Source organism: Okeania sp. KiyG1 (genome assembly GCF_014132355.1).
Lineage (GTDB): Bacteria > Cyanobacteriota > Cyanobacteriia > Cyanobacteriales > Microcoleaceae > Okeania.
In genome coordinates this window covers 25620-45735 of the sequence record NZ_BLZO01000105.1, presented here as the reverse complement: position 1 = coordinate 45735, position 20116 = coordinate 25620, and the positions used below count along the sequence as shown (strand labels likewise).

Genomic DNA, 20116 nt, shown 5'->3' with positions numbered 1-20116 from the left:
GAAAGGGGAAATGAGCGAGGAGGTAGGAGTAAGAATTGTCCCTCAATTTTTCTGTCCTTAGTTTGCCTTTTATGATAACTTTTTGAGGGTTTTAGACTAAAACAAGCGCACTTTTTGGGAATCAAAGAAGGCTCAAACCTTTACTTGTCAATAGTTTTATAATTGATCGGTAAGCCCTAATTATACCAATTCAAAAAAGATATAAAAAAAGACTAAAATCTATGCCTAATAAAGAACTTCTCCAATCCTCCAAGCTACCTATTTCGATAGTTTTTCCTCTTTTTCTGATTTATCTATTACTTCTGAGTTCTTCGCTCTTATTTCTTCCTTTCTAATACTATTTGTAACAAGCATTTATCACGCCTAGCATTATTTGCATCAGGCAAAAGAGATTGTCAGAACAAATTAAAGTATTCTATATTTGCAGGATTATGCCTGATGATTTTAAATTTAATGTGCCTCTCACCAATGCCTGCTCTCATAATTCCATGAAGATGCAATGCCCATATTAAAATATTATATTAACAATACTTGATCGAAAGTTTTTTTGCTACTGTAAGAACGATCTGAATTTTGCATTGTACTAGACTCTAGACTTTAGTTTCTGTAAACTAGGAAAGTACCTTATTCTATTCTTATGATAAATCTCTAAGTTGAGGAAAAAAAATGGACGCATTAGAACAAGTTTGGAATAGTCTTGGAGAAATAACTATTTTTGGCCTATCGGCATATAAACTATTATTAGCATTTGGAGTGCTACTATTAACACTAATACTTCAGGGATTTATTGCTGGAGTAATTATTAGAAGTATTGAACGTCTAGCTTCTAACACTGAATCTGATATAGACGATCAATTGATTGCTATCATTAAACAACCCTTAAGCTGGTTAGTTTTAGTTGCTGGGTTCTGGGCAGTGCATATAATTTTAATAGAGTATATCAGCGATCAATTAAACACATTTATAGATGATCTTCTCGCTTTAGCTGCTATTGCTTTGGTAGCAAATGTAATTTATCGTGCAGCTCCTTTGTTGGGTCAACTACTACAATTCCTGACTGTTCATACTGATACAGACCTTGATGATTTGCTGGTTCCTTATTTCCCTAGACTATTTCGGGTTGCAGCAATTGTTGTAGTATGTATTAAAGGAGCAGAAGTATTTTTAGGAGCATCTGCAGGAGCTCTGATAGGTTTACTTGGTGGTGCTGGTGTTGCTTTAGGTCTGTTGTTTAAAGACATTATCTATGATTGGTGTTGTGCTATAATTATCTATACTGATGGGTTGTATAGACCTGGTGATTGGATAGTAGTTACAGGATTAAGTGGTTTTTTCCAGGTTGCAGAAATAGGTTTAAGAACAACAAAGTTGTACGCATGGGAATGGGGTTCGATCGTTAAAATGCCCAATTCTCGAATGGTGGGTGGTATTGTAGATAACTGGTCTCAAAATAGAGCTGATGTTGACGAGTGGGGGATAGCAGGAACTTTAGAAATTGATGGCATTACAGCAGATCAAGTAGAGAGGATAATGGCTGGTGTTGATGAAATATTTAAAAGTATGGGAGTTTTTCTGGAGCATTATGTAATGTTCCAAGGTGTTGAGGGTAATACTCGCAAGATCAAGTATGTTGCGTATCACCTTCCTGCTGGTTACGGGCGTGATAGGAATGAATTTCACTTGAGGGTAATGAGGTTCATGGAAAAAGAAGGTATTGCAGCTAATAATGTTTATATTGTAACTGACACAGAAACTTATGCAAAAAATATGAAAATGGCAAGCAAGAATTGAGTACTAAATATCTATAAGTTAATATTTTGGTAGTGGTAAGCAAGTAGTGATTTTTTAGGTTTAACTTCTAGTGGTCTGTCAGCTTTGAATTGATGGGTTGAGACGAGCAGGGAGAGCATAAAAGACAGAGGTTACAGAGGAAGATTAACCCATCAAAACTAACTTGACAGACCACTAGTAATAAAATGGATATACTTACTAGCCACTACTTTTACAGGGCTACCAATATCTTTTTATTCCGGCTTTACCTAACTTTTTTCTTTCTATTATATTTTCTTTTGTACCCGATCGACTCAAAAACTTCTGTATGAAGTATTTTTGTAAGTAGTGGGAATACTAAAGTTAAACAAATAAATCTAATTAATATCAGCTTATGAATAAGAATCTAATATGGTTATTTGTCATTGTGAGCATAGTTTTTGTAATTGCTGGTGATAGTTTTGAATTTGTGCCTCAACCTGTCCAAAATGCTAGCTGGCAAAGTCGAAAATTTATAGTTGGGCTATGGCCTGATTGGTTGAAGCCCAAGAATACTAATGAACGTACAGAAGATGCTGTAAAGGAGTTGGAAAATCGTAGCGATCCTTAATGAAGTCAGAAGTCAGAAGTCAACCCACCCCTAGCCCCTCCCAACCCACCCCTAACCCCTCCCAGGAGGGAGGGGAAGTCAGAAGTTAACCCACCCCTCGCCCCTCCCCCGACCGTGGAGGGGAGGGGAAGTAGGGGATTTGAGCTTCGCTCCAAAAATATTTCGCCTTAAAAGGCGGGGTGGCGCGACCCAATTATTTTGATAAATACAGGACTTACGCACGCAGACGAAATTATCAACCATTTGTAGGGGTTAACGGCCGTTAACCCCTACTGTATTTGGCGATCGTGCGTAAGTCCTGAATATTTTTAGGTAGTCTCGATCGCGTAATGCTAGGTGGAGACAAGGAACACTTAGAACGGGAGCTTAGAATGGGAGCTTAGAATGGGAGCAAGATGCTCCCACTGTACTATTACAATGTAGCACTACCGATTTTGATCGTGGCTAATTAATGAGACTTGATATCAGCAACTTGCAACATCATTCCACAGTTAATATCCGATCCAACGAAAGCCGAAGTAATCATATTTTGGGTTTCGACTACGGAAGCGATCGCTACTCCTCCATCTCCAGGATGAAAATATGGAGACTTATTTTCTGCACTTAACTAACTTGAAGTTGTATAGCAGTAGAAGCAAAGCTTAGGACAGATCGAGAGCTTAAAACTCAGATAATATCATGTCCGGTTGAATACTTATAAATAAGGGAGGGTTGTGCAGATCGCGTAATGTGTGGGATAAGTAAGTATAGCTGGCGAATCTAATCTAAAAGCACTGATATATAAAGGTTGAGCGCATTTTGGTCGCGAAAAAATTGCAAATATTTAAGCTTCTTGGACCAAAAAGTTAGGAAAAGATACAGGTAGAATTATTCCTCCTACTTTCCGACGTCTCCCCACCCTCCCCACATTCCCCTCCAGGGAGGGGTTAGGGTGGGTCCCCACACGAACCACACGAACCACACTTTCTTGACGCACAACCATTTTTCCTTCTTCCTTCTTCCTTCTTCCTTCTTCCTTCTTCCTTCTTCCTTCTTCCTTCTTTCTTCTTCCTGAAGATATTACAATTTAAAAATCCAGACATAATATTCCAGGGTAAATGCTTTGAAAGAACTTTTAATTACTGCAACCGATACCGACGCTGGTAAAACTATATTGACCCTCGCTCTTGCTGCTTATTGGCAGACTTACCATAAAGACCGGAAATTAGGCTTATTTAAACCTATTCAAACTGGCATTGGCGATCGCGAACTTTACACTAAATTATTTTCTCTAGACCAATCTCTTGACGAAATTAACCCTTTATGGTATGAAACTCCTGTTGCTCCTCCTGTAGCCGCAGAACGGGAAGGTCGTCTGGTACAATTAGACCGGGTATGGTCAACTTTTGCAAGATTACGACAACAAAAAGATTTTGTGTTAGTCGAGGGTTTAGGGGGACTAGGTTCTCCTGTAACTCACGAACTTATGGTGGCAGACATAGCTAGGGATTGGCATTTACCTACTATTTTGGTTGTACCAATCAAGTTAGGCGCGATCGCTCAAACCGTAGCTAATGTTGCTCTAGCTCGTCAAATGAAGGTTAACCTCCGAGGAATTATTCTCAACTGTGTTAAACCTTGTTCTGAGCAAGAAATTGCTGACTGGACTCCTGTTGAGCTAATTCAATCCTTAACTCAAGTACAAGTATGCGGAATTATACCACATTTGCCAGATATTAACAACCTAGACAAATTAGCAGCAGCAGCCTCTAATTTAGATTTAGAGAAATTTTTGCCAAAAAATGAGGTCCAAAGCCTCTCCTTTTAAGGGGATGAAAAAGCGGTCGTTTTGCTTCGCATAACTACGTTAACGGCTGTCGCCGACATGTTTGCGTAGCATGACCTAGGAAAAAGCGGAGCTTCCCGTAGGGTGGGATGGCGAGGAAACCTGCGCCATATCCAATCGACCAAGAGAATATTCAGTTCAGTATTTCAAGCCTCTGGCTTTAGTGGTCGGTACTGATAACTGATAACTGATAACTGATAACTGAAATGACCAACCACAATCAAAAATTAATAATTCAGTATAAAAAATATGGTTTCAACTATTCCGACCTCAAATTCCGTTGCTCAATCTCAACTGCGTCCAGAAATTAGAGAACTACAACCTTTGTTAGTTGAATGGCGACGACATCTCCATAAAAGACCAGAGCTAGGTTTCAAAGAATATTTAACAGGGGAATTTATTTGCCAAAAATTGCAAGAGTGGGGGATCGAACATCAAAAAGGTGTTGCGAAAACAGGTATCCTGGCAACTATTGACAGTGGTAAACCAGGACCTGTATTAGCTATCAGGGCAGATTTAGATGCTTTGCCAATTCAAGAATTAAACGATGTGCCATATCGATCGATACATAATGGTGTGATGCACGCCTGTGGCCATGACGGACATACAGCGATCGCTCTCGGTACTGCCCACTATCTCGCTACCCATCGCCAAGATTTTGATGGAATCATAAAAATCATTTTCCAGCCAGCAGAAGAAGGACCTGGAGGCGCTAAACCAATGATTGAAGCGGGGGTGTTGAAAAATCCTGATGTGGATGCCATCATTGGTTTGCACTTGTGGAATAATCTACCCCTCGGCACAGTAGGAGTCCGCAGTGGTGCTTTAATGGCAGCTACTGAAAGATTTAATTGCACGATTTTGGGCAAAGGTGGTCATGGAGGAATGCCTCATCAAACTGTAGACTCTGTCGTGGTTGCAGCTCAAATTATTAATGCTTTGCAAACAATAGTAGCTCGGAATATTAATCCTATAGATTCAGCGGTTGTGACGGTTGGGGAGTTAAAAGCAGGTCGGGCATTTAATGTGATTGCTGATACTGCTCGAATGGCTGGTACAGTGCGCTACTTTAATTTGGCTTATCAAGATTATTTTGCTAAACGAATTGAGCAAGTTATTGCCGGAGTTTGTGAAAGTCACGGGGCGAGTTATGAATTTAATTATATTCCTCTTTATCCCCCGTTAATTAACGATCAAAAAATGGCAGATTTGGTTAAAAGTGTAGCTGAATTATTAGTAGAAACTCCTGCGGGTGTTGTACCTGAATGTCAAACTATGGGGGGTGAGGATATGTCATTTTTCCTGCAAGAAGTACCTGGTTGTTATTTCTTTTTAGGTTCAGCAAATGCCGAGAAAAATTTAGCTTATCCGCACCATCATCCTAGATTTAATTTTGATGAAACTGCTCTAGGAATTGGAGTAGAAATGTTTATGCGTTGTGTAGAGAAGTTTTGTAATCAGAGATAATTAATTTTGCTCGAATAACGTTTTGATTTTTAACCGGATTTTTCTGAGAAAGTCCGGTTTCTTTAATATGATGTTGACTGTAATACCAGTTTTATAAATATTATTTGCTACAAGTATTTAGGGCTTATACCAATTCCCAAAAATAATGCTATACTTCCGATGCAACTTCAGTTATTAAGTAATAATAATTATTCAGTAATGTTTGCATGGGATTATCTGCATTAAATCCAAATATCTTATATCTTTTAACCCTACTCCCTACTCCCAAATTCCCCTCCACCGGAGGGGGAGGGGCGAGGGGTGGGTTCCTACTCCCTACTCTCAAGGAGGTGTAGCAAGAATGCGTGAGAAATGGTATTACTGATTAAATCTAAAAGCATTGATATATAAAGAAAAGTGCCTTTTTGGGGCCTTGAAAAAGTGCGCCTGTTTCAGTCTAAAACGCTCAAAAAGCTAGTATTTTAGGACGATTATGGCAGAAAAATCAAGGGACAATTCTTACCCCTACCTCCTCTATAATTCCCATTTCTCCTGTCTCCTGTCTCCCCCTCCTGGGAGGGGTTAGGGTGGGTTGGGAGGGGAGGGGCGAGGGGTGGGTTGGGAGGGGGAGGGGCGAGGGGTGGGTTTTATCCTGTCTCCTACCCTTTCCCATAAGACTTTTTAGCAAGCCCTATTTAGACTTTTCCTAGATTTTCGCTCCGGCTTAAATTCCTTAAATTCCTGTTCTTGAGTTAATAGGTTTATTTACGCAAATAGGGATTTTTGTTAACTTAGTAAATCTCCCTTGTCAAAATTTTGATTTTTATTAAAATATAAATATTATTAGACAGATAACCCTACTTAAAAAAAAGATGTTTTTCTCTAAACAAAGTATTAAGAATAATCAAAACATCTGAAATATAGACTTACATAGTCAGTAGTTAAACTTGCGATTACAAATAATTCAGAATATTTATGAAAAATAACATCAAGCAAAAACCAAATTACCTAAGAATATTAACAATTGCTTCTCTATCTTTATTAGGAAGTCAAATGCCAACTATTGCCATGGCAGACCAGTGGACTCCATCAGTTAATCAGACAAATGAAATATTACTTGCTCAACAACAAGTTTGTCAGCTTCAGTCTTCACCAGCAGATACCCGTGCAGGTGTAGATTTCCGAGACCAGCCAAATGGAGGTACAAATATTGCCTTTTTTAATAACGGTACTTCTGTAACAGTCATCAATAGGTCTAATGATGGACAATGGACACAAGTAATTGGACCTAATAATTCTCAAGGTTGGGTATATACTCCCTATCTGCAAAATTGCAATACACGCTCTGCCTCACAACTACCTAATACAGGAAATAGAACAGGTGGAGTGCCAGTAGGAACAGTTTGTCAGGCAGTGGGTTCCCCGGAATATCCAAATATTCCAGTGCGAGATTTTCCCAATGCCACAGGTTCTAATGTGCCTTTCGCTTTTAATAAAGGTACTCAAGTGAGAGTTACTGAACCACCAGTAGGACAACAGTCTCAGGCAAAATGGGTTTATGTTCAATCACTACAAACTCCTCAACAAATGGGGTGGGTATGGAGACCTTATATTCAATGTAATTAGCTGATTCAAGAATTTAGAATTTAGAATTTAGAATTTAGAATTTAGAATTTAGAATTTAGAATTTAGAATTTAGAATTTAGAATTTAGAATTTAGAATTTAGAATTTAGAATTACCTCTTCTTTTCAAGGAGAGGATTGACGAACAAGAAAATTTTTATTTATTATCCCCTTAAAAGGGGAGGCTTTAAACCACAATATTTCGGTAATTTATAAGAAGGTCTAACGTTCAACAACAACAAATATTTTTGGTACGGTCATTGACTCAGGAAGCTCATATTTTCTGTTTTGATGAGCCTTTTTTTTTGATTGACAGAATACGGAAAATATTATTTGTATCTATCTTGTTTTGGGATATATATTGGTATGAACTCAACAGAAAATATCACTATTCAACATCTATCTGAGAAAGATATAAAGCTAATGCAAGACTTGCTTAATGTTTTTGGTGATGCGTTTGATGAAGTGGAAACTTATTGCAAAGTCCAGCCTAAAACTGATTATCTTCGTAAGCTACTTAGCAGGGATTATTTTATCGTGTTGGTCGCATTAAAACATGAAGAGGTGGTGGGTGGTCTGGCAGCATATCAACTTCACAAATTTGAGCAAGAACGTAGCGAGATTTATATATATGATTTGGCGGTATCGACTGAATACCGTCGCCAAGGTATAGCAATGGCGCTCATTGACGCACTCAAGAATATAGCTGTCGATCGGGGAGCTTATGTTATCTTCGTTCAAGCTGACTACGGTGACGATCCGGCAATAGAGTTATATAGAAAAGTTGGGGGTGTGCGGGAAGATGTTCTACACTTTGATATTGCAGTCAAAAAAGATTATTGAGCGATCATTTTTGTAGAAATTCTGAGGTTTTTTATCATGCTAAATGTAACTATTGATGAAATTCAAAGCGATCTACTGAAATATTTGCGTTTAGTGGAAGATGGGGAAACTGTTGTAATAATTCGATCTGAGCAAGCGATCGCTGAAATTAGACCTATTGGTAGTAGCAAGAAATTACGACCATTTGGTTTGTGTGCAGGTGAGTTTACTGTTCCGGATGATTTTGATGCTCCTTTACCGGAAGATATGTTGAACGCATTTGAGGGGAAATGAGAAAAAAGTTTCTGCACAATAAGCAGTTATTTTAACTAGAGAAGTATCCAAAAGTTTCTCCCCACTAATTTTTAAATTTTCTATGCTAGAGTAGAAAAAAGTATTTTTAACTGAATGAGATTATTACGGCGCATCCAAGATGCTACAATCGATCCAAAGTTTCAGTTAGCAGGTATTTTGCGAATGTGTCAAATCCTAGCTGCACATTTAGATCATCCAGCCTTTAAAGAGTGGATTAGACAGGAGTTGAATGGTTATGAAGACGAAAATAAAGTGCCAGATTATAGAATTCTAAAGAACTTAGAGTGCCAGGGTGATTTTTTTGGTTCTTTTGGTAGCGGTTGGAAAAATTGCCAGATTCCTCTATATCCCTTACCCGAAGATTTTAGGGAATTAGTATCAACAAAAGATATTCTTCAAAGCGTTAGTGCTTTAGAGACAGTTGTGAGTCAAACAAATGAAAGTGTTCTTCGTCTATTATGGCCAGCAGATTATCTTCCTATACTAAATCACTATATGGGTGATAGATGGAGATATACTTGTATGGAAGCATGGACTCTTATTCCTACTCATGCCTATGTTGCAGTTCTTGATACTGTAAAGAGCAGGATTTTAGACTTTGTAATTGAGATTGAAGCTGAAAATCCAGATGCAGGTGATGTTGAACCTGGAGTAAAACCAATTCCAGATAAGACAATCAACTACATCTTCAATAATTGTATCCTGAATCATCCTAATCAAAGCACTTTGTCCAGAGCCAGTATTCAAACAAATAAGGAGATATATATGTCAGACAAAAATGTTAATAATTTTCAAGGAACTAATTTTGGTAATATAGCTAACACAGTTAGAGACTCTGCGCAACAACAAACCAATCCATACATCCATACTGAGGAACAGAAAACTCTTGCAGAAGCAGCTAAGGAAATTCAACAGCTTCTCAAACAGTTAGAACAATCTCATCCTAATGCTACTGAGGAGGAAAAGATTGAGTATATTAATGATGAAACTACTCCTAGCTTTAAACGCCGTGTAATCAATGCTTTAAAAGCAACTGGAGAAGCAGCAATTGATCAATTTGTATTAGAAAATAAGTTTCTTAAAGTTGTAAAAGCAGCAATCAAGGGTTGGTTTCAACCAGACAATAGTAATAACAAATAGTATTAAGTACGTCTATAATAAGATTAAAATTTACTCTGGAGTCAAACTATATGTCAGAATTACTGAAAAGAATTACGATTAATCCTAAACAGTGTGGCGGTCGCCCTTGCATCCGAGGTATGAGAATTAGGGTATCGGATGTACTGGATTTATTTGCGGCTGGACTGAGTGCCGAGCAAATCTTAGCAGAAATGCCCGATCTAGAGGCTAACGATCTGCAAGCTGCCCTTTTATATGCCTCCCGTAAACTTAATCATCCTGTGTTAGTCGTATGATAATTTGGGTAGATGCACAACTGTCGCCTGCGATCGCGACTTTGATTAGCAACACCTTTGAAGTATTAGTTGAAATTAGCGGACACTAGCAGCACAAGCTAATAAATTGCTGAACCGAAATCAACCGTGGACACCCTGAAGCAAAGGTTATTGTTGTTCGCTTATCTTTACCGTTATCTAAACAAACAATACTCGTTTCTCCTAAAAGCGATCGCTTAAAGTAATTCCCAGTTGTTACAATTTTTCTATTATGCAATAAAATCAAAATAATCAAACAGACAAAAAAGGAAAATTGACACTAATGTTAGAAACATTACTAGAGCCATTACAATATAGTTTTATGCAGCGATCGCTCTTAGTCGCGATAATAGTCGGAATTATTTGTGCGGTAGTAGGTAGTTATTTAATGGTACAAAGATTAGCTCTGTTAGGAGATGCCATTAGTCATTCAGTATTGCCGGGATTAGCTGTTGCTTTTTTAGTAGGGGCAAATATTTTTATTGGAGCATTTATCAGCGGAGTAATTAGTACTATTTTAATTAATTTAATTAGGACGCGATCGCCAATCAAAGAAGATGCAGCAATGGGGATAGTTTTTTCTGCTTTCTTTGCACTAGGAATCACATTAATTACAATTATTCAGAAAGATAATAAAATTGACCTAAATCATTTTTTATTCGGCAATATTCTCGGCGTAACTATTGGGGATGTGAGAGATACATTAATTATCGCTGTAATTGTTTTATTAGTAGTAGTATTGCTGTATAAAGAACTATTATTTTACACATTTGACCCCCTCGGCGCTCAAGCAGTAGGTTTACCTGTAAATTTATTAAACCTAGGGCTAATGATGTTAATTGGTTTGACAATTGTAGCCAGTCTTAAATCCGTAGGTGTGGTGTTAGTTTTGTCTTTATTAATTACACCAGCAGCTACAGCTTATCTGTTAGTAAAACAGCTACACGAAGTAATGATTTTAGGAGTAGGAATAGGAGTTTTATCTAGTATTAGTGGAATGTATATTAGCTACTTCTATAATTTACCATCAGGTCCAGCCATTGTATTAGTATCATTTGGGTTATTTATATTAGCTTTTTTGTTCAGTCCCACTCAGGGAATTTTAACTCATCCAGCATCAACTTCTAGTCAACCTTCTATTTGGCGGGAGTTGAAAAATTTGATTAAGTAAAGTTGAAAATATCAGGTTTTCATCTTAATTCAAGAGATTAATTGGATGATTTATAGTGGCTTTTTTATTCAGCTCTATTCAGGGAATTTTTACTCAACCCAGAGCGCAATTTATAGTTATGATTTAATCTGGCGGGAGTTGAAAAATTTAATCACAAGCATTTGGTTTTTAACAAAAAGTAGAAATAGGAATTTTTCTAGAAATAGAAGATGTTAAACAAATTGGTTGTGGTCTATTGTAATTATTTTAATCAAGTGAAATGGTATACCAATTTGAAAAAGAATGTTACGAATAATAAGTGTAATTAAAAGACTTTAAAGAATATATCCCTTTGATCAAAAAGAGAATTTACGACCTAAAAACTGGTATTAAAGCCATTAATTCTGACTCTGTCCTCCTGACTTCCCCTCCTCCTGGGAGGGGTTAGGGTGGGTTGGGAGGGGCGGGGGTGGGTTGACTCCTAAGAAATATCCTAGCTATTTGTAGCAAACATTTATCAATTTGGTAGTAGTGGGAGCATCTTGCTCCCTTGCTAGGAGTTGTTCATACCCATCTACCATTACTATATCAGTATATTTACCAACAAGTAGAAAGAGAAAAAAACTCAACTTCCCACTTGCCATTTTATCAATATTTACTCCTTCTTCCTTCTTCCCTCTTCCCTCTTCCTTACCTCTTATTTAACCGCCAATTTTCAATAAAGAACCCAAAACTTGAGGAATATTTTCTAACTCCATTGCTGCCATGGCTGCTGTCGGTTCATAACCACAATGAACCATACAATCAGCACATTTAGGATTCCCACTTTTATAACCATAATTATCCCAATTAGTTTCTTCTAAAAGTTCTTTAAAAGTAGCATAATATCCTTCATTCATTAAATAACAAGGTTTTTGCCAACCAAGCACACTATAACTAGGACTACCCCAGGGAGTACAATCATAATCTTTATCTTTTTCTCCCATCAAAAAATCTAAAAATAAAGGATTATGGTTAAAATTCCAATTCTTTTTACCAGCTTTAAAAGGAGCAAGAATTTCTCGGAATAATAACTTTGTTTGTTGACGCTTCAGAAAATGTTCCTGGTCTGGTGCCCACTCATAACTATAACCAGGAGAAATCATCATCCCATCAATATTTAAACTTTCCAAAAAATCAAAAAATTCCTGCATTTGTTTCGGGTCTGTTCCCTCAAATACAGTAGTATTAGTAGTAACTCGAAATCCTTTTGCTTTAGCAGCGCGAATTGCTTTAACTGCTATTTCAAACACTCCTTGTCGGTCAACACATTGATCATGAGTTGCTTCTAAACCATCAAGATGAATGCTAAAAGTTAGATAAGGAGAAGGTTTAAATTTATCTATATTCTTTTCAAGTAACAAACCATTAGTGCATAAATAAACAAATTTTTGCCGCTGGACTAACCCCTGCACAATTTCAGCAATTTGTGGATGCAATAAAGGTTCGCCTCCGGGAATAGAAACCACAGGAGCGCCACATTCTTCTACAGCAGCAAAACATTCTTGAGGTGTGAGGTTTTGCTTAAGTATTTCCTTCGGATGCTGAATTTTTCCACAACCAGGACAGGCTAAATTACATCTGAATAAAGGTTCCAGCATTAAAACTAGGGGAAAACGTTTACGCCCTTTGAGACGTTGAGTCAGGAGATATTTTCCTACTTCTAGAGCTTGTTGGAGTTGAATTGCCATGAATAACCTCTTAATTTGACTGCTCCCCGGACTTAAGTCACGGGGATTCTAAGTTGATACTACGCAACAGGATAAATCCATGTTGCTTCGTTTTTTCTTAGCTGACCAAAGATATATTCTCTGGGGACAAGTCAAAGTGCCCCTACACAGTCGGCTTAAGTTTAACTTTAGCTTTCTGCTTACTTTTGTGATGATATTTGCAGCCCCATTACAGTCTGCATTAATTAACCAATTATTACCTGTTCTATACAAACCACGCTTGATTCTTTTTCCTGATGGTTTCCAATCATTGGGTTTCTCACCATAAATAGGCAGATTGTCACCATCTAAAAACGAAGCAATACTTGTATAGCTTTCTTCTGTTTCTATAAATATAATCCCATACTCATCACATAATTGAGCTATTCTTTTTTTCAATCTAGCTGTAGGAATTGGTACAAACTCAGAATTACTTTTCTTTCCTAATTCTATTTGATTTTTCTGACCTTTATTCCAACCAAAAACAATTGTACCAATAGATTTTTTTAAACAATGATTAATGACTATTCTGGCTGCTTTATTAATACCGTCACGAATTTGACGGTTACGCTTTTCTGTAATGGCAGCTAGTTTATTTGACCAAAATCCTTGAGGTCGATTTTCTTTAATGGTTGATACTTGTTTATTGTACCAACGATTCATTGATTTTATCTTTTTCCCATCTACAATTAAACTCGTACCTACATTGGATACACAGGTCAACCAATTATTTACACCATGGTCTATTCCTAATACATTGTCTTGGTTTAATTGAGGTTTAACTACTATTTCTTTTTCATAGACAAATTCCCAATAAAAACATTTGTTCCTCGGTAATATTCTCAGTTCTTTAATAGATAAAAATTCGAGATTACTCGGCATAGGAATATAAAAACAATCTAGACCAAACCAGCGCTTACAGGTATTACCTAGTGGTACTCTAATTTGATTATCTTTAAGCTTTAATGCTTGTTTGGGGTAACTAACTGTAGCCATTCCCCCTTTTTTTCTGTAGTTAGGAATCCTTGGTCTGTCTGAGATTTTACCTTCATTGTAGGCTTTCATTAGACCATAATAAGAGCGAAATGATTCAGCTACAGTTCTCAATATTTGTTGTGCTGCTTGAGAATATAAAACTTTGTAATGATAGTTGTGCTTATAAACTTTTTCCAAGTCAAACTTGCCCAGAGTTTTGTGAGACTTAAAATATAATTGCCGACCATAATATATTCCCATGTTAGTGAGCTTGTGAGACTGTTCACACAAGAATGTTAAAATAGCAATAAGAGCGGGATTTTTACCTACTAAAACTTGCTGACAACTGTACATTTCAAACAGGGGCTGGAAAATTTATTGTGGTTAATAATAGCACAAGACCACTTTAATTATCTAGTCTAAACGACTCGGTTGTTTCCATCCCCCGGTTAAAACACGGGGGCCTTCAACGTGGCTCTTCGGTAAAATAAAATACATCTCCTTAAAATCCGACTCCTCACCTTTCATCCATCGCTTAAAAGACGATGGCTTTCATGCTCCCGTGTTATTTAGGTAAGTAATCTATTTATTTTTACCAGGAATTTTGGGCCTAAAGCCCCGTCCTTTTAGGACGGCTTTTTTTTTCTATTAGTTATCATCATCATCGTCATCATCGTCATCGTCATCATCAACTATCCCTACCACTGTACCGAAAGGGTTTCCTTGGGGAGGGGTAACAGGGTTAAATGCTGGAGGTGGTGGTGGCAATGCAGGTGTATTGCTAAAGACAACAGAACCATCTGGACGAGTAACAGAGAAAGCATCAAAATCATCATCATCAAAAATGCCCACTACATTTACTTGTTCTCCTGGTACTAAATTTAAGAATTGATTATCTGGCAGTTCTGTATCCACTAAGATTTGAGTACCGTTAGCATCCTGTAGGAGAAATTCATCATTATCAACTATCCCTACTACTGTACCGAAAATCGGATTTCCTTGGGGAGGGATAACGGGGTTAGATGCTGGAGGTGGAGGCAATACAGGGTTTGGAGCTGGAGGTGGAGGCAATACAGGGTTTGGAGCTGGAGGTGGGGGCAATACAGGTGTATTAGTAAACACAGGTGAACCATCTGGACGAGTAACAGAGAAAGCATCAAAATCATCACCATCAAAAATTCCCACTACATTTACTTGTTCCCCTGGTACTAAATTTAAGAATTGATTATCTGGCAGTTCTGTATCCACTAAGATTTGAGTACCGTTAGCATCCTGTAGGAGAAACTCATCATTGTCAACTATCCCTACCACTGTACCGAAAATCGGATTTCCTTGGGGAGAGATAACAGGGTTAAATGCTGGAGGTGGAGGCAATACAGGGTTAACTGGAGGTGGAGGCAATACAGGGTTAACTGGAGGTGGAGGCAATACAGGGTTAACTGGAGGTGGAGGCAATACAGGTGTATTAGTAAACACAGGTGAACCATCTAGACGAGTAACAGAGAAAGCATCAAAATCATCATCATCAAAGTTTCCCACTACATTTACTTGTTCCCCTGGTACTAAACTTAAGAATTGACTATTTGGTAAATCTGTATCCACTAAGATTTGAGTACCGTTAGCATCCTGTAGGAGAAATTCATCGTTGTCAACTATCCCTACCACCGTACCGAAAAGTTGATTTGCTGGAGGAGCGATAAACACAGGGGAACCGTCTGGACGGGTGACAGAGAAAGCCTCAAAATCATTATCATCAAAGATTCCCACTACATTTAGTTGTTCTCCTGGTACTAAACTTAAGAATTGATTATTTGGTAAATTTGTATCCACTAAGATTTGAGTACCGTTAGCATCCTGTAGGAGAAATTCATCATTATCAACTATCCCTACCACCGTACCAAAAATCGGATTTCCTTGGGGAGGGATAACAGGGTTAGATGCTGGGGAAGGGGGATTAGCTATTCCTCCTGTAATGGGGTCTAATGCCGCTTGTGGGGGCGGTGGGGGCGGTGGGAACGGTTGTGTGGGCGGTGGCGGCGGTGGGGGCGGTGGGACCGGGCTAGTTTGACTGCCTAAAATAATTGAATTATCTGGTCTAGTGATAAATGTAGTATCAATTTCGAGGCCGTCAAATTCAGCAACTAAGACATTTACAGGCTCCCCGATATTTAAGCCTAATTGATTAGCGTTCAAAGGTGAGGTGTCTACAGTAGCGCTACCACCGCTAAAATTTAGGGTAAAGTCTTCTCCATTGTCTACGAAACCAGCTACAATTCCACTTATGGTCAAGCCTGGTTGAATCTGCGTAAAAGTAAAATTTAAGTCGTCAATCATTTTTTACCTCGTTAAGTTGATAAATTTACCTATTAAAGGGGAAAATAGAAAAACTCAATAACTATATATATAGCAATAAAAAACCATTTACGCAACATTTTTTTACCAAGCTTCTCAGGAATTATGAGATATACTATTATAATCTGTTTTTGCTTTTTTTATATAAAATCTGGTTATATAGTATATGTTTATAACTATACTTCCAGCCTTAAATCTCCCCTACTCCCCCAACAACTCTAATAAGTATTCAACCGGATTTGATATTAGATGGGAGTCAGAACTCAGGAGTCAGGAGGCAAGGAGAAAGAAAGGATTTGAACTATTAAATTTTGGTAGTCCTGTAGATGTAACGATCTAGGGTAGACATAGGGAACACCAGAGCTGGGATATGGGAACAGAAAGTACCTTAAATTCTTAGTTTCAAAGAGATAGTCTTTCCTTAATTACTTGACTTTCTTTAGGAGATCACTGCTTGTACACCACCACCTAAATTTTTAAGTTCATATTCAATAGAACGTCTGTTTTTCGCGATCGCAACTTTCATGGAACAAAGCTTGTATAAATGCCAAACAACCCATCCATTCAAACAAGTCTAGCTAATAAAATCCTGATTATGACTTCCAATTCCTCGGTAACACGGTAAAGATTGATTCCTTCACAGATAGATTTTGCTTGACGATCTAAAACACCAAACTGCCAAATATTACCAGTAGTTATAGCTCCTAATATTTCAGTTTGTGGGGAATCGATCCATCGATCGAGGGCTATCATTTCCGTTGCTAATTGAGTAAAACCTCGATTAATATCTGCTTGTTTAGCTTCAATAACAATCAAATTCGTTGTCGAACGTAACAAGTAATCTAATTTTCCTTGCAATCTGTTGTCAACTTGAATGGAATATTCTATTCTTAACTTAGCGTGGGAATAATGAATTAAATCTGAGATAATGGGCGCAATGAGCATTTCCCTACGGGTAGCCTCATTCTCTAAATCTACATAAGGTAATATCTCCTCAATGCGCTCCTTTAAATCAGTAATTCGGTCTAATTCATCAGAATATTGTGGTAAAGCGAGGAATTTTCGCTCAAATGAATAACCAAATTCAGCAACCAAATCATCTACCGTAAATCCCAACTCAAAATAATTGCTGAAAGTATAAGAACGATTAGGATCAAGTAATGGCTGACGAGTCATTTCAGTTAACAGTTAACAGTTATCAGTTATCATATCATGTCCGGTAGCATCGTTTGTGCATAGAATTAGGTCAAAATTGTCATAAACCCTTTCCTAGGTCATGCTACGCAAACAGCATAGCTGCCCTCAGCATAGCTGCCTTCCTTTCCCCAAAGTGTAATATCATGTCCGGATAAGAGCGATCTGGAAAAAACTTATCATGAGTGCTTAAACAGTAAATCTTTCTATTTTCCCCTCCAGGGAGGAGGGGCGAGGGTGGGTTCCCTACTCCCCTACTCCCCTACTCCCCGCTCCCCTACTATTTTAATAATAAGTATTCAACCGGACATGATATAAGTATTCAACCGGACATGATATTATCGCTACTATTTCCAGCCTACACGATCCATTAATTTAATCGCTTCGGCATTCAATTTGCCATAAATAGCAACATTTACAGCATCGCTCTTGAAGTTACCATAGGTTGTCAACACGCTAGGAATAGGTACACCTTCAACTACAGGATATTCATTGTTACCCTCAGAGAAGATTTTTTGAGCTTCTGGGCTGGCCAAATGTTCGAGAAACTTAATTGCACCCTCTTTATTAGGGGCAGTTTTAACTACACCACCACCACTAATATTAATGTGAGTACCGCGACCATTTTGGTTAGGGAAAAACATTCCTATTTTCTGAACAACTGCTTTGTCTTCTGCTTTGTCAGATTTTGCTAAACGACCTACATAGTAACTATTAGCAATACCAATATCGCCGATACCTGCAGCAACACCTTTTATTTGAGCAGTATCATTTCCTTCTGGGGGTCTGGCAAAGTTGCTAACTAAGCCTTTTGCCCAATTTTCTGTGTCTGACATTCCATGAACTTCAATTAAAGATGCTATTAGGGATTGATTATAAATGTTATTGGAGGAACGAATCAGAATTTTGCCTTTCCAATTATCTGTGGCTAAGTCTTCATAGGTTGATAGCTTAGATGGTTGAACTTTGTCTTTGTTATAAACTATTACCCTTGCTCGTTTGGAGAAACCGAACCATAGGTTTTCGGGACTGCGGAGGTTGGCTGGAATTTTATTGTTGAGAGTAGATGAAGAAATGGGTTGCAAAATTCCTGCTTCTTCGGCTCGCCCTAAACGACCTGCATCTACTGTAATAAAAACATCTGCAGGGCTGTTAGCACCTTCGCTTTTGATACGTTCGATTAACTCATCTCCTTTGCCTTCTATTAGGTTTACTTTGAGGCCAGTTTTTTTGGTGAAACTGTCGTAGAGAGCTTGGTCAGTGTCGTAATGGCGAGAAGAATAGAGATTTATGGCATCACTTTGGGCTAATCCTCGGTTGCTTTTGCCCAGTTCGGCGATCGCTACACTCGCCATTGCTGTGCCTGTTGCTAAAAATATACGTCTAGTAATTTTCATTTTCCATTTTCTCCTTGTTTTTTAGGGGTAAGTAGGTATAGCTAATCACCTAATTCTGGTAGATGAATTGTAATTATATTGCAATTAATTCTTGATAATTTTAATCTTTTATGGGAATTAATTGATAGAAAATCAGACTCTACTCTCGAAAGTCTGCAATAATTTGACCTGATTTTATCTGTAACAAGTAGTGACTATCAAAATTGATAAATTGTTTCCAGACACTATTGAAGTTTTACTCACAAACTTTTTTATCTCATAATTAAATATATTTGTCAAGTAGTTATTAATTTATCTTTCTATATTGAGAAATTTTATAGAAAGTAGTCTGGTTTTTTCGACAAATGTCTAATTTGAAGTGACATAATCAATCTACATTCCGCATGACAAAACAATATAAGTCAAAAGTCAAAAGTCAAAAGTCAAAAGTCAAAAGTAAGAAGTAAGAAGTAAGAAGTAAGAAGTAAGAAGAAAATTATAGTAGTCAATAGGAGTCAAGGATTCAGTAAGTATTTATGCTGCCATATTTAACTGAGAATTTGACTCCCGATCAAGGTAAATGAAGATAATTTTTACTATATAAATACCTCAGCAAGCTACGGGTTTTATACTAATTTTCATGTTACAAATTGAAGTGCGGAATGTGGGTCATTTCAGTTATCAGTTATCAGTTATCAGTTATCAGTACCGACCACTAAAGCCGGAGGCTTGAAAATACTGAATTGAATATTCTCTTGGTCGATTGGATATGGCGCAGGTTTCCTCGCCATCCCACCCTTCGGGAAGCTGCGCTAACGACCGCTGTCTTGGTTGATTGGATATGGCGAGGGGACCTCGCCATCCCTCAACCGCTTTTTCATCCCCTTAAAGGGGAGGCTTTGGACCTCATTTTTGGTAAAATATAAGTCAAAAGTCATGCATTAAGAAGAAAATTATAGTGGTTAATTAGGAGTCAACGATTTAGTAAATAAAAATACTTAATATTTAACTCTTAATCGAGGTAAATGAAGATAATTTATATAGTATAAATACTTAAGCAAGCTACGAATTTTATACCAACTTTCATGTTACAAATTAAAGTGCGGAATGTGGGATTAAACTTTTGTGGTGAAAAATTGATTGACTTCACAGAATCTTCACAAAACTGATAGGTAATATAAAGTTTTAACAAAGATATTGAGTTTTTAACTTAGATTTAACCCAACATTAGATGACATTTGTTTAGATTGATTAAGAAGTAATAAATTACCCGGAAGTTGAGCATCTGCTCGCCGATAATCCCTTGATTTTGTCTGTGATATGACTCACATTTAACGAAGTCAGAAGCTATTTTTTTCAATAATTGATAATTGATAATTGATAATTGATAATTGATAATTACCTCTCCCTAAAAGGAAGAGGATTGAATAAAAGGAAAATTAATTCATTGTTTTTCCTTTAAAGGAGAGGCTTTAAA

18 protein-coding genes are annotated in these 20116 nt (G+C 37.5%); 10 read left to right on the top strand and 8 right to left on the bottom strand.

Annotated features, from left to right (window positions below; translation table 11 throughout):
* Positions 1-666: 666 nt before the first annotated feature.
* Together SAGCYANO_RS24910 and SAGCYANO_RS24905 are read left to right on the top strand one after the other, a co-directional pair.
* Positions 667-1791 carry a mechanosensitive ion channel family protein gene (locus tag SAGCYANO_RS24910; RefSeq protein ID WP_202222547.1) on the top strand — a complete coding sequence of 375 codons (1125 nt, stop codon included), beginning with the start codon at positions 667-669 and terminating at the stop codon, positions 1789-1791.
* Between the two features lie 373 nt (positions 1792-2164).
* Positions 2165-2380 (top strand): hypothetical protein, encoded by a 216-nt coding sequence (locus SAGCYANO_RS24905; RefSeq protein WP_202222546.1) that lies wholly within the window; start codon positions 2165-2167, stop codon positions 2378-2380.
* Between the two features lie 926 nt (positions 2381-3306).
* On the opposite strand, the gene SAGCYANO_RS24900 is transcribed toward SAGCYANO_RS24905, so the two are convergent.
* Positions 3307-3462 carry a hypothetical protein gene (locus SAGCYANO_RS24900; protein WP_202222545.1) on the bottom strand — a complete coding sequence of 52 codons (156 nt, stop codon included), beginning with the start codon at positions 3460-3462 and terminating at the stop codon, positions 3307-3309.
* Positions 3463-3482: 20 nt separating this feature from the next.
* On the opposite strand from SAGCYANO_RS24900, the gene bioD reads away from it, so the two are divergent.
* From bioD to SAGCYANO_RS24860, 8 genes are all read left to right on the top strand, one after another.
* Complete coding sequence (gene bioD, locus SAGCYANO_RS24895; protein WP_202222544.1) at positions 3483-4187, top strand: dethiobiotin synthase; 705 nt, start codon at positions 3483-3485, stop codon at positions 4185-4187.
* 267 nt (positions 4188-4454) lie between these two features.
* Complete coding sequence (locus SAGCYANO_RS24890; RefSeq protein WP_202222543.1) at positions 4455-5672, top strand: M20 family metallopeptidase; 1218 nt, start codon at positions 4455-4457, stop codon at positions 5670-5672.
* A 954-nt stretch (positions 5673-6626) separates the two neighbouring features.
* A complete protein-coding gene (locus tag SAGCYANO_RS24885; RefSeq protein ID WP_202222542.1) occupies positions 6627-7277 on the top strand; it encodes an SH3 domain-containing protein in 651 nt (216 codons plus the stop codon).
* A gap of 363 nt (positions 7278-7640) precedes the next feature.
* Positions 7641-8117 (top strand): AAC(3)-I family aminoglycoside N-acetyltransferase, encoded by a 477-nt coding sequence (locus SAGCYANO_RS24880; RefSeq protein ID WP_202222541.1) that lies wholly within the window; start codon positions 7641-7643, stop codon positions 8115-8117.
* Positions 8118-8153: 36 nt separating this feature from the next.
* Positions 8154-8390, top strand: coding sequence for a type II toxin-antitoxin system Phd/YefM family antitoxin (locus SAGCYANO_RS24875; RefSeq protein ID WP_202222540.1), 237 nt, complete (start codon positions 8154-8156; stop codon positions 8388-8390).
* Between the two features lie 114 nt (positions 8391-8504).
* Entirely contained in the window at positions 8505-9551 is a 1047-nt protein-coding gene (locus tag SAGCYANO_RS24870) for a hypothetical protein (RefSeq protein ID WP_202222539.1), read from the top strand.
* A 50-nt stretch (positions 9552-9601) separates the two neighbouring features.
* Positions 9602-9826 (top strand): DUF433 domain-containing protein, encoded by a 225-nt coding sequence (locus SAGCYANO_RS24865; protein WP_202222538.1) that lies wholly within the window; start codon positions 9602-9604, stop codon positions 9824-9826.
* Positions 9827-10127: 301 nt separating this feature from the next.
* Positions 10128-11015 carry a metal ABC transporter permease gene (locus SAGCYANO_RS24860; RefSeq protein ID WP_202222537.1) on the top strand — a complete coding sequence of 296 codons (888 nt, stop codon included), beginning with the start codon at positions 10128-10130 and terminating at the stop codon, positions 11013-11015.
* 476 nt (positions 11016-11491) lie between these two features.
* On the opposite strand, the gene SAGCYANO_RS24855 is transcribed toward SAGCYANO_RS24860, so the two are convergent.
* The 7 genes from SAGCYANO_RS24855 to SAGCYANO_RS24830 all read right to left on the bottom strand — a co-directional run bounded on the left by SAGCYANO_RS24855 (position 11492) and on the right by SAGCYANO_RS24830 (position 18660).
* A complete protein-coding gene (locus tag SAGCYANO_RS24855; protein ID WP_202222536.1) occupies positions 11492-11638 on the bottom strand; it encodes a hypothetical protein in 147 nt (48 codons plus the stop codon).
* Positions 11639-11695: 57 nt separating this feature from the next.
* The gene (gene hpnH, locus SAGCYANO_RS24850; protein ID WP_202222535.1) at positions 11696-12724 is read right to left on the bottom strand and encodes an adenosyl-hopene transferase HpnH; all 1029 of its coding nucleotides are present in this window, start codon (positions 12722-12724) and stop codon (positions 11696-11698) included.
* 48 nt (positions 12725-12772) lie between these two features.
* Entirely contained in the window at positions 12773-14071 is a 1299-nt protein-coding gene (locus tag SAGCYANO_RS24845; protein WP_202222534.1) for an RNA-guided endonuclease TnpB family protein, read from the bottom strand.
* Positions 14072-14365: 294 nt separating this feature from the next.
* A complete protein-coding gene (locus tag SAGCYANO_RS24840; RefSeq protein WP_202222533.1) occupies positions 14366-16051 on the bottom strand; it encodes a hypothetical protein in 1686 nt (561 codons plus the stop codon).
* A gap of 457 nt (positions 16052-16508) precedes the next feature.
* Complete coding sequence (locus SAGCYANO_RS48005; RefSeq protein WP_255502691.1) at positions 16509-16637, bottom strand: hypothetical protein; 129 nt, start codon at positions 16635-16637, stop codon at positions 16509-16511.
* Positions 16634-17245, bottom strand: coding sequence for a hypothetical protein (locus SAGCYANO_RS24835; protein WP_202222532.1), 612 nt, complete (start codon positions 17243-17245; stop codon positions 16634-16636). The genes SAGCYANO_RS48005 and SAGCYANO_RS24835 overlap by 4 nt, the downstream gene beginning before the upstream one ends.
* A gap of 365 nt (positions 17246-17610) precedes the next feature.
* Positions 17611-18660, bottom strand: coding sequence for a Fe(3+) ABC transporter substrate-binding protein (locus tag SAGCYANO_RS24830; RefSeq protein WP_202222531.1), 1050 nt, complete (start codon positions 18658-18660; stop codon positions 17611-17613).
* Positions 18661-20116 lie beyond the last annotated feature (1456 nt).

Coding starts and splice junctions, on each gene's coding strand:
- SAGCYANO_RS24910 (WP_202222547.1), top strand. CDS start 667: ATGGACGCATTAGAACAAGTTTGGAATAGTCTTGGAGAAATAACTATT.
- SAGCYANO_RS24905 (WP_202222546.1), top strand. CDS start 2,165: ATGAATAAGAATCTAATATGGTTATTTGTCATTGTGAGCATAGTTTTT.
- SAGCYANO_RS24900 (WP_202222545.1), bottom strand. CDS start 3,462: ATGTCTGGATTTTTAAATTGTAATATCTTCAGGAAGAAGAAAGAAGGA.
- SAGCYANO_RS24890 (WP_202222543.1), top strand. CDS start 4,455: ATGGTTTCAACTATTCCGACCTCAAATTCCGTTGCTCAATCTCAACTG.
- SAGCYANO_RS24885 (WP_202222542.1), top strand. CDS start 6,627: ATGAAAAATAACATCAAGCAAAAACCAAATTACCTAAGAATATTAACA.
- SAGCYANO_RS24880 (WP_202222541.1), top strand. CDS start 7,641: ATGAACTCAACAGAAAATATCACTATTCAACATCTATCTGAGAAAGAT.
- SAGCYANO_RS24875 (WP_202222540.1), top strand. CDS start 8,154: ATGCTAAATGTAACTATTGATGAAATTCAAAGCGATCTACTGAAATAT.
- SAGCYANO_RS24870 (WP_202222539.1), top strand. CDS start 8,505: ATGAGATTATTACGGCGCATCCAAGATGCTACAATCGATCCAAAGTTT.
- SAGCYANO_RS24865 (WP_202222538.1), top strand. CDS start 9,602: ATGTCAGAATTACTGAAAAGAATTACGATTAATCCTAAACAGTGTGGC.
- SAGCYANO_RS24860 (WP_202222537.1), top strand. CDS start 10,128: ATGTTAGAAACATTACTAGAGCCATTACAATATAGTTTTATGCAGCGA.
- SAGCYANO_RS24855 (WP_202222536.1), bottom strand. CDS start 11,638: ATGGCAAGTGGGAAGTTGAGTTTTTTTCTCTTTCTACTTGTTGGTAAA.
- hpnH (WP_202222535.1), bottom strand. CDS start 12,724: ATGGCAATTCAACTCCAACAAGCTCTAGAAGTAGGAAAATATCTCCTG.
- SAGCYANO_RS24845 (WP_202222534.1), bottom strand. CDS start 14,071: ATGTACAGTTGTCAGCAAGTTTTAGTAGGTAAAAATCCCGCTCTTATT.
- SAGCYANO_RS24840 (WP_202222533.1), bottom strand. CDS start 16,051: ATGATTGACGACTTAAATTTTACTTTTACGCAGATTCAACCAGGCTTG.
- SAGCYANO_RS24835 (WP_202222532.1), bottom strand. CDS start 17,245: ATGACTCGTCAGCCATTACTTGATCCTAATCGTTCTTATACTTTCAGC.
- SAGCYANO_RS24830 (WP_202222531.1), bottom strand. CDS start 18,660: ATGAAAATTACTAGACGTATATTTTTAGCAACAGGCACAGCAATGGCG.